Source organism: Nonomuraea sp. NPDC049625, from assembly GCF_040675285.1.
GTDB classification, from domain to species: Bacteria; Actinomycetota; Actinomycetes; order Streptosporangiales; family Streptosporangiaceae; genus Nonomuraea; species Nonomuraea angiospora_A.
This window is the reverse complement of record NZ_JBFAOQ010000014.1, coordinates 157,186-169,760: the sequence shown is the minus strand read 5'-3', so window position 1 is coordinate 169,760 and position 12,575 is coordinate 157,186. Positions and strand designations below refer to the sequence as shown.

The window sequence follows — 12,575 nt, the reverse complement described above, 5'->3', positions numbered from 1 at the left end:
GGGCTACCGCCCGCTCATGACCGGCTGATCGGCCAGGAGCGACGAGGGCAGGGAGGCCATCGCGGTCAGGCCGCCGTACGGGGAGGGCGCGAGAGTGACCTTGATGCCGTGTCTGGCCGCGAGCCTGCTCACCACGAACAGGCCGAGCCGGTCACTCTGCGCCAGGTCGAACTCCGGCATCTTCGCCAGCCGCTCGTTGAGCTCGTCCAGCTCGGCCCTGACCAGGCCGAGACCGCGGTCCTCGACCTCGATCATCAGACCGTGCGGGGTGGTCGAGGTCCGCAGGTCCACCCTGGTCTGGGGCGGCGAGAAGAGGGTGGCGTTCTCGATCAGCTCGGCCATCAGGTGGGCCACGTCCGTGACCACCGCGCCGTGCAGCGCGACCGGCGGCGGCTGGAGGATCTCGACCCGCTCGTACTCCTCGACCTCCGCGACGGCCGCGCGCAGCACGTCGAGGATCGGCACCGGGTTGCGCCAGCCGCGCCCGGGGGCCTGGTCCGACAGGATGATGAGGCTCTCGGCGTGCCTGCGCATGCGCGTGGTGAGGTGGTCGAGCTTGAACAGGTCCGCCAGGGCCTCGGGCTCCTCCGTCGCCCGCTCCATGCTGTCGAGCTGGAGCAGCTGCCGGTGCAGCAGCGACTGGTTGCGCCTGGCCAGGTTCACGAAGACCTGGCTGACGCCGTGCCGGAGCCGGGCCTGGCTCATCGCGGCCGCGACGGCCGTGGACTGCACGTCGTTGAACGCCTGGACGATGTCGCGTACCTCGGAGGTGCGGGACTTGACCTCGATCGGGGCGACCTCGTCGGCGGTGGGCGGGGCGGTGTTCGTGCGCAGCCGCTTGACCAGGCCGGACAGCCGCACCTCGGCCAGCTCCGTGGCGGCGTCGCGGAGCCCGGCCAGCTCGCGCACCAGCCGCTTGCGGAAGCGCAGCGAGAGCATGATCGACGCGATGACGGCGATCAGGCCGAGGCCGCCCGCGACCCCGATCTTGATCAGCATGCCGATGGCCGCCGGGGTCACCCGGCTCACGAGGCTCTTGACGGCCTGGGCCTGGTTGCGCTCGACCGCCGCCCACAGGTTCTGGCCGTCGACGGGCCAGGTGGCGGCCGTGACGGGCAGGCCGTTCGTGGCCGCCTGGCCCCGGATGGCGTCCTCGGCGTCCAGGAACTCCTTGTAGACCGGTGACTCGGCCAGCCGCGCGTACGGGCCGCGCAGGTCGCGGTCGAGGTGCGAGAGCGCCTGCGAGAACAGCAGCCGCCTGGTGGCCACCATCCCCGTGAACGCCTCGTGCTCCGCGGGCTCGACCCGGCCCCTGGCCAGCACGATCGCGACCATGGCCCGCTCCCTGGACAGCACGTCCTTGGCCTCGCCCAGCATGGTCACCGCCCTGGCCTGCTTGTAGAGGGCCATGTCGGGCACCAGCACCATGGCGTCGTACATGCGGAAGGACGCGTCCACGATCTGGCTGTAGCCGTCGATCACGTCGAGCGGCGCCACGGTCGTGCCGTCCACCTCGCGGCGGACCTCCGCGAGCTGGTCGAGCTTGGTGTTGAGCGTGACGAGCTGCGCGGTCATCTCCGGTGACAGGTCACGCTGGTTCTTGGCGAGCGTACGGAACGAGGTCACGGCCTGGTCCGTCTCGCCGCGCTGCTTGGCCATCTTGGCGGCGCCCTGCCCGCTGACCAGGAACTCCACGGAGACCAGCCGCTCGTCCTGCAACTCGATGTTGACGCGCTCGGACGGGTCGGCCAGGTTGGTCGCCAAGTCCTTGATCGACAGCAGGCGCATGCCATCGCCGCCGGTCAGGCCCGCGGCGAACGCCCACAGGCCCACGAGGGACAGCAGCGGGACGAACAGGAGGACGAGAAGTTTCACGGCGATGGGGCGGCCACGCGTGGGGGGCATGCGACCTCCGGGTGCAAGATGAGATCGCCTCGCAGAGTACACCCCCCTTTGGAAGGATTTCTGTGCGTCTTCCGCGTTCTTTCTCCGGCTGGACCATCGCGGTCTTCGGATTCCTCGCCTTCGCGCTCGGCCTGCTCGGGTTGGTCTCACCCGACTCGCTGCTGGCCATGCTGGGTTTCGAGGTGCTCGATGTCCGTCCCGCCGGTGACTACACGCTGGTCTATATGGCCGCCTCGTCAATGGCGGCGGTGAACATGGGCGTTTATTACGTTTTCGCGGCTTCTCACGACTACACGCCGTTTTTCCGGTGGACGGTGCCGTTCAGGCTCGTGACGTTCGCGGTCTTCACCACGCTGGTGCTGACCGGGGCCGCGCCGGCCAAGTTCTTCGGCGTCGGGCTCTGGGAAGGGCTCGGCGCGCTCATCACGGGATTCGCGCTCTGGCGCGAGGGCAAGCTGGTGCCCTCGCGCCAGTGACTCACGGCCTGGCCTCCTCCGAGTCGCGCGCGACCAGTCGGTCGCCCGGCTCGGGGGAGTGTCGCAGGCGCTTCTCCAGCTCGCGCTTCTCGTCCTCCAGCCGGGCCACCCGGTCGGAGGCCTCGGCCCTGGCGCCCTGCAACCGGCGGCGGCGCCTGGCGGACCTGCGCGAGCCCGAGCCGATCAGCCAGAGGCCCAGCGCCAGGACGGCCATGGCCGCCGCCCCGGCGAGGAACATCTCCACCTGATTGGGCTCGAAGGTGTACCCGAACAGGATGTACCTGGCGCTCTCCTCGGTCAGGACGAGGGCCACGGCGCTGCCGGCGAGGAGGACCAAGAGCACTCCAAGCAGAATCATCCAACTCACCCCTTGTCGTAAGAGCCCGTTTCCACTGCCCTGTCGGGGATGAGGTATGCGCCAAGATTGCAATCATGAGACCCGAGCCGGGGCAGGTGCTCCACTTCTCCGAGGACCCGACGATCGAGCGGTTCGTCCCGCATGTGGCGCCGACCTCGATCTTTACGGAGTCGTACGTGTGGGCCGTCGATCGCGACCGCTGCCCCGACTACTGGTTCCCGCGCGCCTGCCCGCGGGCCATGGCCTGGGTCGGGCCGCGCACCACCGAGGAGGACACGGCCCGGATCGTCGGCGCGGGGTGCGGCGATCGCGTGCACGCCATCGAGTACGGCTGGCTCCAGGCGGTCAAAGACGTCCGGCTGTACGCGTACCGGCTGCCGGCGGACGGCTTCGCGCCCATCGGCGACCCGCCGACCGCCGTGGTGTCCACGGTCGCCGTGACGCCGCTCGGCCCGCCGGAACGCGTGGGCGACCTGTTCGAGCTGCACGAGGAGGCGGGGATCCAGCTCAGGGTGCTGCCCAGCCTGTGGCCGTTCTGGGACGAGGTGATCGCCAGCACGCTGGAGTTCAGCGGGATCAGGCTGCGCAACGCCCGTCGATGAGGGCCTGCAGGGTCTCCAGCGGCATCGAGCCGGGCGGCCGCTTCTCCTGCGCGAACTTGTTGGCCTCGCGCCGCAGCACCTCGTTGACCGGGGTGGGCACGCCGTGCAGGCGGCCGAGCAGCACGATCTCGCCGTTGAGGTAGTCGGCCTCGATGGAGCCGCTGCTCCTGGCCAGGCTCTGCCACGACGACCCGCCGCCGCGGACGATGCCCTCGATGGGCCGGACGTCCACCTGGTGGCCGCGCAGGCTCGCCTCTTCCTCCGGCGTGGAGTACGTGATCCCGGCCCGGTCGAGCAAGGCTTTGGCCTCGGTCCTGGCCGCCTCGACGACCTTGTCCCTTCCGGGGACGTGGCCCACGAGCGCCTCCACGGCGTTGCCCAGGTTGCTGAGCAGCTTGCCGTGCTTCCAGCGCATGACGTCGGTCTGGGTCAGGCCCACCAGGCCGTGCTTGCCGAGGTCGCCGGCGATCCGCTCGGCGAGGTCGTCCACACCCTGGGGATAACGTCCGACGTGGAGCAGGCCCGAGTACGGGTGCCCGTGGGCGGCGACGACGCCGGGCTCCAGATGCTGGGCCGGCAGCCACACGCAGATGCCGTAAACGCGGTCGAACCGCCGCAGGACCATGCGCTCGTTGGCGACGCCGTTCTGGGCGCAGGCCACGGGCAGGTCGGAGGGCCAGCCGGCCAGCGCGGAGACGGTGTCCTGGGACTTGGTGGCCAGGATCAGCACGTCGTCGTCACGCGCGGGGACAGGGCCGTCGGCGACGGGGATGTCGAGGGTCTCGGTGGATTCGGGGGTGATCAGGCGCAGGCCGTCACGCTTGAGTGCCTCGTAGTGGGCACCTCTCGCGACGAGGAGAACGTCGTGCCCGCCTTGGTGGAGGCGGGCACCGATGGTTCCGCCGACTGCTCCGGCCCCGATCACTATGTAACGCATTGTCCAAGGATGTCACTTTGCGAGGGCGACCTGGGTCTGCGCCGGCACGCCGGCCCCCCGCATACGCTCCCGCATGATCGTCTTGAGTACGCGCCAGCCGTCGCGCACCGCGTTCAGGTTGCTCACGCCGTGGATGCGGGAGCGCTCGTGGCTGGGGACCTCGTGGATGATGAGGCCGGCCTGGGCGGCGCGGACGTTCATCAGGGTCTCGATCTCGAAGCCGTCGCAGTCGAGCTCGAGGGAGTCGAGGTGACGGGCCCAGAAGGCGTTGTAGCCGTAGCAGAGGTCCGTGTAGCGGGTGCCGTAGAGCAGGTTGGTCATCCCGGTGAGGACCTTGTTGCCGAGCGAGCGGATCGGACTGAGGTCGTCCGAGCCGCCACCAGGGGCGTACCTGGAGCCCTTGGCGAAGTCGGCGCCGTTGAGGAGGGTGGAGACGAAGGAGCGGATCTCCCGGCCGTCGGTCGAGCCGTCGGCGTCGATCATGACGATAATGTCGCCGCGGGCGGCCTGGAAGCCCTCGATGAGGGCGTTGCCCTTACCGCGCCGGCTCTGCACGACGACCCGGAGGTCGGGGCGCAGCCTGCGCGCTACGGCGATGGTGTCGTCGGTCGAGTTGCCGTCGACCAGGATCACCTCGTCGATCCAGTCGGGCAGCGTCGCGAAGACGTGGGGAAGGTTCTCGGCCTCGTTCATCGCGGGGACGATGACACTGACACTGACGCTGGCGGCGAAAGGCTGCTTGTTCATGGAATCAAGATGACTCCCCACGCATGCAAGTCACTTGACACTGCCTTGCATTGGTCCGTCATTTATCGGACCTGCGCCTCCGCGGCCCTCTCGATGATCTCGTCGACGGTCTCCTCGGGGGTCTGGCGCGTGGTGTCCAACCATAGACCAATGCGCGGGGTCTCGGTCCGCAGCGACTCGTCTAGCTGGGCAATCGTCCAGTCGGAGCCGTACCCGACCTTGGGGCGGGCACGTTCGCGGCGATCCACTTCATCCGGATCGGGTGCCAGGACGATTACATGAAGAGGACGAGTATGAATCAATTTCGTAAACCGTTCCAAGTCCGGGCCAAGAATAACGTCCTGGACTATTGGCGTGAATCCGGCATCGAAATACAGGTCCGCGGTGTTCGCCGCTATCCGGTGACGCAGGTGCAGCTGGCGGAGCGCCTCGCCGTCGAGGTCGGGGGTCATCTCGGCGCGGCCGCCCACGACCATGCGCCGGAAGGTGTCGCCGCGCACGTGGGCGGAGCGCGGCAGCCGCTCCGCCAGTGCCTGCGCCACGGTGGACTTGCCGGCGGCCGAGACGCCGGTGATCAGGACGGCGCCGTTCACGTGCCGACGAGCTTCCGCACCCGGTCGGCGCCTATGGACAGCAGCAGCGTGGGCAGCCTGGGGCCGGTGTCGCGGCCGACCAGCAGCCTGTAGAGCAGGGCGAAGAAGGCCCGCTGCGCCGCCTTCAGCTCGGGTGTCGCCTTGGCGTCGGCCGGCAGGCCCGCCTGGAGCTTCGGCACGCCGTACACGAGCGTGGTGAGGCTGTCCAGCGACCAGTCGTCCAGGCCGTCGGACAGCAGCCGCAGCGACTCGCGCTCGGTCTGGCCGAGCGAGTCGAGCAGCTCCTCGTCCGGCTCCTCGCGCACGCGCGTGCGCTCGCCGGCGGGCACGTGGGCATCGACCCAGCGCTGCGCCCGGTCCAGGCGGGGGCGGGCCTCGTCGAGCGTCTCGATCGCGTCGAGATCGCGCAGGATCCGCAGGGTCTGCTCGGCGTCGCCGGTCGTGACGTCCACGATGGAGGCCAGCGTCCGGTACGGGACCGGGTGCGGGGTGGCGGGCAGCGGGCCCGCGGCCGTGCCCACCGCCCTTCTGTACGCGGCCAGCTCGGCGGGCTGCCCCTGTCCATCCGCGATCTTGCGGCCCAGGGCGTCCCACTCGTCGTAGAGCCGCTGGATCTCCTGGTCGAAGGCGATCTTGAAGGACTGGGCGGGCTTGCGGCGGGCGTACAGCCAGCGCAGCACCGGCGCCTCCATGATCTCCAGCGCGTCGGCGGGAGTCGGCACGTCGCCCTTGGAGCTGCTCATCTTGGCCATGCCGGTGATGCCGACGAAGGCGTACATGGGGCCGATCGGCTGCCGGCCGCCGAACACCTCGCCCACGATCTGGTCGCCGACGATCCACGCCGAGCCGGGAGAGTGGTGATCGACCCCGGACGGCTCGAAGACCACGCCCTCGTAGGCCCAGCGCATCGGCCAGTCGACCTTCCAGACGAGCTTGCCGCGGTCGTGCTCGGCCAGGCGCACGGTCTCGCCGAAGCCGCACTCGCAGGTGTAGGCCAGCTCGGTGGTCGCGTCGTCGTACGCGGTGACCGTCGTCAGGTCGCGCTCGCACAGGTCGCAGTACGGCTTGTACGGGAAGTACTCCTCCACCTGCTTCGACTCCACCTGCTTCGACCGGTAGCGGGAGAGCACGGCGTCGATCTTCGCGCGCTCGCGCACGGCCAGCAGGATCTGCTCGCGGTAGGCCCCGCGCGTGTACTGCTCGGTCTGGCTGATGCCGCGGTATTCGACGCCCAGCTCCTCCAAGGCCTGGATCATGGGCGCCTTGAAGTGCTCGGCCCAGTTGGCGTACGAGCTCCCGGGAGGGGCGGGCACCGAGGTCAGCGGCTTGCCGATGTGCTCGGCCCACGACGGGTCGACGCCCGCGGGCACCCTGCGGAAGCGGTCGTAGTCGTCCCAGGACAGCAGGTGCACGCACTCGACCCCGCGCCGCCGGATCTCGTCGGCGACCAGGTGGGGGGTCATGACCTCGCGCAGGTTGCCCAGATGGATGGGGCCCGACGGGCTCAGGCCCGAGGCGCAGACGATCGGTTTGCCGGGCGCGCGCCGCTCCGCCTCGGTGATGACCTCGTCCGCGAACCTGGAGACCCAGTCGGTCTCGGCACTTTCCGCCATCGCGCCATTCTTGCGGCTCCGCGTCACCCAAGCCAACGCGTTACCAACCAAACCCTCCGTGTCGCCAGTCCCGGACGGCCCGCGCCCCACCGCCGACGAGCGGCGGGGCGGCGGGTGGGCAGGGTCGCTAGAGGGTCGCCGCGTGCGGGTCCCAGTCGGCGGGGAGCGGGTCCGGAGCGGTCAAGGTGGAGGCGATGGGCAGGAACTCACCGCGCTCGCCCGACTCCGAGATGGCGCACATGAGCTCGAGCACGTGGTACGCCAGCTCCCCCGACGCCCGGTGCCCCGTGCCCGCCCGGAGCGACCTGGCCAGGTCGAGCACGCCGATGCCGCGCCCGGCCGTGGTGCCCGACACCGGCAGCTTGCGCCAGTCCGCATCGCGCGGTCCCCGGGCCAGTAACGGGCCCTCGAAGGTGTTGGGGTCGGGGAGCGACAGCGCGCCCTCGGTGCCGATGATCTCGATCATCCGGCGGGGGACCGGCGAGTCGAAGCTGAACGTGGCCGCGGCCGTCGCCGTCCCCGGGAAATCGAGCAGCGCGTTGACGTGCGTCGGGACGTCCACGGGGAAGACCAGGCCCTCCTTGGGCCCCGAGCCGACGACGCGGTGCGGCCGCGCCTTGCGCGTGTCGGCCGCCACCCGGGTGACGGGCCCGAGCAGCGACACCAGGGCCGTCAGGTAGTAGGGGCCGAGGTCGAAGAGCGGGCCGCCGCCCGGCTGGTAGAAGAACTCGGGGTTGGGGTGCCAGGACTCCGGCCCCAGGTTCTGGATGGCGGACGTGACGGCGACCGGCTCGCCGATGAGGCCGGAGCGTAGGGCGTGCAGGGCCGACTGGAGCCCGGCGCCCAGGAACGTGTCGGGGGCGCCGCCGACCCGCAGGCCCAGGTTGTCGGCCTCGGCCACGACCTTGGCGGCCTCGTCCACGCTCATGGCCAGCGGCTTCTCGCCGTACACGTGCTTGCCGGCGCGCAGCGACTCCAGCGCGACGGCCGCGTGCGCGGACGGGACGGTGAGGTTGACGACGATCTCGACCTCGGGCACCGCCAGGACGGTGGCGAGGGTGCCTGACACGGGGACGCCGTACTCGGCCGCGACCGCGGCGGCCCGCTCGGTGTCGATGTCCGCGAGGCCGAGCACGCGGACGTCGGGGAAGGAGGTGAGGTTTCGAAGGTATTGGCCACTGATGTTCCCGGCGCCGATGAGGGCGACGCCGATGGGGCCGTTGCTCAAGAGCCCTCCAGGGAGGTGAGGTAGGCGTGGCTGTCCGCGAGAGCGGCGAAGATGTCGGTCGCGCACTCGTCGAGCTCGACGATGCGCCAGGCGTCGGGTGCGGCGTCGAGGATCTCGGGCACCGCCATGACGCCGCGGCCCACCGCGGTGTGCGGCTCGCCCTTGACCACCGGGCCGTCCTTGACGTGCAGCGCCAGGACGCGGTCGGAGAGGCGGCCGAGCAGCGCCGGCACGTCCGCGCCGCCCACCGCCGCCCAGTAGGTGTCGATCTCCAGGAACACCTCGGGAGCGAGCAGGTCGGCCAGCGCCTCGATGGCGTGCCGGCCGTCGATCTCGGGCTCGATCTCCCACCAGTGGTTGTGGTAGCCGATCCGCATCCCGTACCGGGCCGCCTGCTCGGCGAAGCCGTTCAGCAGATCGGCCGTGCGCGACAGGCCGTCGCGCGTGGTGAACTCCTCGTGCTCGATGCCGCCGGGGATGATCACCAGGTCGGTGCCGACCGTGGCGATGGCGTCGAAGACCTCCGACGGGTCCTTGCTGAGCAGCGCGTACGCGTGCGTGCTCGACACCGTCAGCCCCAGGTCGTCCACGACCTCGCGGAAGCCTTTGGGGTCCGTCGTGGGGTCGTAGGGCTCGACGGACCGGTAGCCGATCTCGGCGATCCGGCTCAGCACCGTGTCGCGGTCGGCCGCCAGCGCGTCCCTGACGGTGTAGAGCTGGACACTGATCGGTTTCGTCATCCGCGTACCCCCAGGAGGTGCTCGAGTGCGAGCTGGTTGAGCCGGGTGAAGTGGAAGCCGCGGGCGGCGGCCACCTCGGGGTCGAAGTCGTCCTTGGCCAGGTCTGCCCAGGTCTCGCCCGGCGCAAGCGTGGGCTGGGCGAGTTCGTCCACGCGGGAGGCACTCAGGGCCTCCTGCACTTCGGGGTCGGCGCGGAAGGCCCGCGACTTCTCCTTGAGGATCAGGTAGGTGCGCATGTTCGCGGCCGCCGAGTCCCACACGTCCTGGGCGTCCTCGGTGCGCAGCGGCTTGTAGTCGAAGTGGCGGGGGCCGTCGTAGCCGCCGTTCTCCAGCAGGTCGACCAGGAAGAAGGCGCTCTTGAGGTCGCCGTGGCCGAAGATCAGGTCCTGGTCGTACTTGGGGCCGTGCTGGCCGTTGAGGTCGATGTGGAAGAGCTTGCCGTGCCACAGCGCCTGGGCGATGCCGTGCACGAAGTTGAGCCCGGCCATCTGCTCGTGGCCGACCTCGGGGTTGAGGCCCACCATCTCAGGGTGCTCCAGCTCGTTGATCAGCGCCAGGGCGTGGCCGATCGTGGGCAGGAGGATGTCGCCGCGGGGCTCGTTCGGCTTGGGCTCGAGGGCGAAGCGGAGGTCGTAGCCGCGCTCGCGTACGTACGAGCACAGCATGTCCAGGCCCTCCTTGTAGCGGTCGAGCGCGGCCTTGACGTCCTTGGCCGAGTCCGATTCCGAGCCCTCGCGGCCGCCCCAGCACACGTACGTCTTGGCGCCGAGCGAGGCGGCCAGGTCGATGTTCCTGATCACCTTGCGCAGCGCGTACCGGCGGACGTCGCGGTCGTTGCTGGTGAACGCGCCGTCCTTGAAGACCGGGTGGGTGAAGAGGTTCGTGGTGGCCATCGGGACCTTCATGCCGGTCTCGTCCAGGGCCTTCCTGAACGCGGCGATGGCCTTGTCCCGGTCGGGCTCGACGGCGAGCAGGTCGTCGTCGTGGAACGTGACGCCGTACGCGCCCAGCTCCGAGAGCTTGTGGACGGTCTCCACCGGGTCGAGCGGCGCCCGCGAGGCGTCGCCGAAGGGGTCGCGCGCCTGCCAGCCGACCGTCCAGAGGCCGAAGGTGAACTGGTCGGTCGGGGTGGGGATGAAATCAGTCATTTGTGTGCGCTCCTCGGGATTAGTCCATAATCTGTACATAATCCTGAGGAGGCAGGCATGGCGGCGTCAAGAGGGGTCCGGCATGATTCCATGCGCGCCCGTAACCTGGCCGTAGTCCTGGGCGCCATCCACCGATCAGGACCGCACACCCGGGCGGCGCTCGCCGAGATGACGGGGCTCACCAAGACCACCGTGTCCAGCCTCGTGTCCGACCTGATCGAGGCGGGAGCGGTGGCCGAGGGCGGGGCCGTGCGGGGCGGCGAGCGGGGGCGGCCGGGCGTGGCCGTGAGCCTGAGCGGCGACCGGGTCGCCACGCTGGGGCTGGAGATCAACATCGATTACCTGGCCGCGTGCGTCGTCGATCTGACCCGGGAGGTGCGGCTGCGCCGTACCCGGCCGGCCGACAACCGCAACTCCGACCCCGTGGACATCCTCGGGAGCCTGCGCGACCTGGTGAAGGAGACCACGGCCGAGGCCGAGCTGGCCGGGCTGCGGGTCATCGGCGCCGCCCTGGCCGTGCCCGGGACGGTCGAGGGCGAGGTGCTGCGCAACGCGCCGCATCTGGGCTGGCGGGACGTACGCGTGCCGGACCTCGTCGACCTGCCCTTCGTCATCGACAACGAGGCGAACCTGGCGGCGCTCGGCGAGCTGTGGTTCGGCTCGCGGGAGACGGACTTCCTCTACGTGTCCGGCGAGATCGGCATCGGGGCCGGGCTCGTGGTGGACGGCACCGTGTTCAGGGGGACGTTCGGGCTGGCGGGCGAGCTCGGCCACGTGGTCGTGGTGCCCGACGGGCCCGCCTGCAGGTGCGGCGGGCGGGGCTGCCTGGAGGTGTACGCCGGTCAGGACGCCCTGCTGGGGCCACTTCCCTCGGTGTCCGAGCTGGTCACGCGGCTGGAGTCGGGGGAGCGCCGGGCGCTGGAGGCGTGCGGGCGGGCCGGGCACGCGCTCGGCGTGGCGCTCACCTCGGCCGTGCACCTGCTCGACCCGGGCCGGATCGTGCTCGGCGGGATCTACGCGCCGCTCTTCCCCTGGCTCGAAGGGCCGGTGGCGGAGGGGCTGGGCACCCGGCTGGGCCACATGCGGGGCACGCCGCCCGCTCTCGTGGTCTCCGGCATCGGCGCGGACGCCGCCGTGCTGGGCGCGGCGGGGCTGATCATCCAGCAGGTCATCGCCGAGCCCGCCCAGATGCTCGGCCTGTAAGGGGCGATCTCTACCATATCGGCATGCTGATCGAAGAGCGGGCCGCCGAGGACGGCGAGCTGACCGAACTGCTCGACGCGGCGTTCGCGGAGCTGGTGGCGCGTTACGGGCCCGAGGGGCGCTCGCAGGTCAAGGACGGCGCGAGGTTCCTCGTGGCGTCGGTGGACGGCCGGGCCGTCGGCTGCGGCGCCGTGCAGCCCGTGGACGACCTCACCGGGGAGCTCAAGCGGATGTTCGTGCTGCCCGAGTATCGCGGGCGCGGCATCGCCACGTCGATCCTGGGCGCGCTGGAGGGGCTGGCCTGGGACCTGGGCTACCGGCGGCTGCGGCTGGCGACCGGGCTGCGGCAGCCCGAGGCCATCGCGCTGTACGAGCGGTGCGCGTACCGGCCGATCGAGCCGTACGGGAAGTACGTGGACGCCCCGCTGACCCGCTGCTACGAGAAGCCGCTGGCTCAGTAGTAGCCCTTGGCGCCGTCGAGCAGCTCCCTGACCGTGTCGAGGTGGCCGACGTGCCTGGCGGTCTCCTCGACCATGTGGATCAGGATCCAGCGCAGGGTGGCGGCGTTGGAGCTGAAGCCGGGGAACTCGCCCACGTCGTCGAACGAGTGGGCGGCGACGATCTCGTTGGAGACCGCGCACTGCTGCTCGAACTCGTCGAGGAGCCGGGCCAGCGGGACGCCCTCGACCCGCATGTCGAGGTCCTCCGCCGTCTCGTCGAACTGCGGATTGGGGGCCGAGTCGCGGCCCAGGAAGAGGACCTCGAACCAGCAGTGCTCGGTCCAGCGCATGTGGGAGACCAGGCCCGCCACCGTCATGAGCGGCGAGGTCGGCAGGACCGGCCGGTGGGCGTCCTCCTCCGACAGGCCCTCGCATTTCCACCGCACGAGCGCGCGCTGCAGGTCGAGCCAGCCGATGAGCTGGGTACGTTCGTCTGCGACGGCGGGAGGGCGTACGCGCGGGAGGCTCATGGCCGCCGACGCTACTTCAGTGATCGCCCTGCCCGCACGGCATTTTCCCGGCGAT

Annotated in this window: 14 protein-coding genes; 4 read left to right on the top strand and 10 right to left on the bottom strand. The window is 70.5% G+C overall.

Going from position 1 to position 12,575, the window contains the following annotated elements; genetic code table 11:
* Positions 1 to 3: 3 nt before the first annotated feature.
* Positions 4 to 1,905 carry a nitrate- and nitrite sensing domain-containing protein gene (locus AB0J87_RS45000; protein WP_363977071.1) on the bottom strand — a complete coding sequence of 634 codons (1,902 nt, stop codon included), beginning with the start codon at positions 1,903 to 1,905 and terminating at the stop codon, positions 4 to 6.
* Positions 1,906 to 1,967: 62 nt separating this feature from the next.
* On the opposite strand from AB0J87_RS45000, the gene AB0J87_RS44995 reads away from it, so the two are divergent.
* Positions 1,968 to 2,381 (top strand): hypothetical protein, encoded by a 414-nt coding sequence (locus AB0J87_RS44995; protein WP_313044104.1) that lies wholly within the window; start codon positions 1,968 to 1,970, stop codon positions 2,379 to 2,381.
* 1 nt (position 2,382) lies between these two features.
* Here AB0J87_RS44995 and AB0J87_RS44990 read toward each other — a convergent pair whose 3' ends face one another.
* Positions 2,383 to 2,739: a hypothetical protein gene (locus tag AB0J87_RS44990; protein WP_350732641.1), complete on the bottom strand. Its 357-nt coding sequence runs from the start codon at positions 2,737 to 2,739 to the stop codon at positions 2,383 to 2,385.
* 74 nt (positions 2,740 to 2,813) lie between these two features.
* Here AB0J87_RS44990 and AB0J87_RS44985 point away from each other — a divergent pair, with 74 nt between their 5' ends.
* On the top strand, positions 2,814 to 3,341 hold the full coding sequence (locus tag AB0J87_RS44985; protein ID WP_363977066.1) for a DUF6886 family protein: 528 nt from the start codon (positions 2,814 to 2,816) through the stop codon (positions 3,339 to 3,341).
* Here AB0J87_RS44985 and AB0J87_RS44980 read toward each other — a convergent pair.
* The 7 genes from AB0J87_RS44980 to xylA form a co-directional block, all read right to left on the bottom strand.
* Positions 3,316 to 4,278, bottom strand: coding sequence for a 2-dehydropantoate 2-reductase N-terminal domain-containing protein (locus AB0J87_RS44980; protein WP_350732643.1), 963 nt, complete (start codon positions 4,276 to 4,278; stop codon positions 3,316 to 3,318). The genes AB0J87_RS44985 and AB0J87_RS44980 overlap by 26 nt on opposite strands.
* 12 nt (positions 4,279 to 4,290) lie before the next feature.
* Complete coding sequence (locus tag AB0J87_RS44975; protein WP_363977063.1) at positions 4,291 to 5,025, bottom strand: glycosyltransferase family 2 protein; 735 nt, start codon at positions 5,023 to 5,025, stop codon at positions 4,291 to 4,293.
* A gap of 62 nt (positions 5,026 to 5,087) precedes the next feature.
* Entirely contained in the window at positions 5,088 to 5,618 is a 531-nt protein-coding gene (locus AB0J87_RS44970; protein WP_363977060.1) for an AAA family ATPase, read from the bottom strand.
* Positions 5,615 to 7,231, bottom strand: a complete 1,617-nt coding sequence (gene lysS / locus AB0J87_RS44965; RefSeq protein ID WP_363977057.1) for a lysine--tRNA ligase — start codon at positions 7,229 to 7,231, stop codon at positions 5,615 to 5,617. Before lysS ends, AB0J87_RS44970 begins: the two co-directional genes overlap by 4 nt.
* Before the next feature lie 127 nt (positions 7,232 to 7,358).
* On the bottom strand, positions 7,359 to 8,459 hold the full coding sequence (locus AB0J87_RS44960; protein WP_363977055.1) for a Gfo/Idh/MocA family oxidoreductase: 1,101 nt from the start codon (positions 8,457 to 8,459) through the stop codon (positions 7,359 to 7,361).
* Entirely contained in the window at positions 8,456 to 9,199 is a 744-nt protein-coding gene (locus tag AB0J87_RS44955) for a sugar phosphate isomerase/epimerase (protein WP_363977052.1), read from the bottom strand. The genes AB0J87_RS44960 and AB0J87_RS44955 overlap by 4 nt, the downstream gene beginning before the upstream one ends.
* Complete coding sequence (xylA, locus tag AB0J87_RS44950) at positions 9,196 to 10,347, bottom strand: xylose isomerase (RefSeq protein ID WP_350732653.1); 1,152 nt, start codon at positions 10,345 to 10,347, stop codon at positions 9,196 to 9,198. Before xylA ends, AB0J87_RS44955 begins: the two co-directional genes overlap by 4 nt.
* A gap of 90 nt (positions 10,348 to 10,437) precedes the next feature.
* Here xylA and AB0J87_RS44945 point away from each other — a divergent pair, with 90 nt between their 5' ends.
* Positions 10,438 to 11,550: an ROK family transcriptional regulator gene (locus tag AB0J87_RS44945; RefSeq protein ID WP_363977049.1), complete on the top strand. Its 1,113-nt coding sequence runs from the start codon at positions 10,438 to 10,440 to the stop codon at positions 11,548 to 11,550.
* A 23-nt stretch (positions 11,551 to 11,573) separates the two neighbouring features.
* A complete protein-coding gene (locus AB0J87_RS44940; protein ID WP_363977046.1) occupies positions 11,574 to 12,011 on the top strand; it encodes a GNAT family N-acetyltransferase in 438 nt (145 codons plus the stop codon).
* On the opposite strand, the gene AB0J87_RS44935 is transcribed toward AB0J87_RS44940, so the two are convergent.
* Complete coding sequence (locus tag AB0J87_RS44935) at positions 12,005 to 12,520, bottom strand: DinB family protein (RefSeq protein WP_363977043.1); 516 nt, start codon at positions 12,518 to 12,520, stop codon at positions 12,005 to 12,007. The two genes, AB0J87_RS44940 and AB0J87_RS44935, sit on opposite strands and share 7 nt — an antisense overlap.
* Between the last annotated feature and the right edge of the window lie 55 nt (positions 12,521 to 12,575).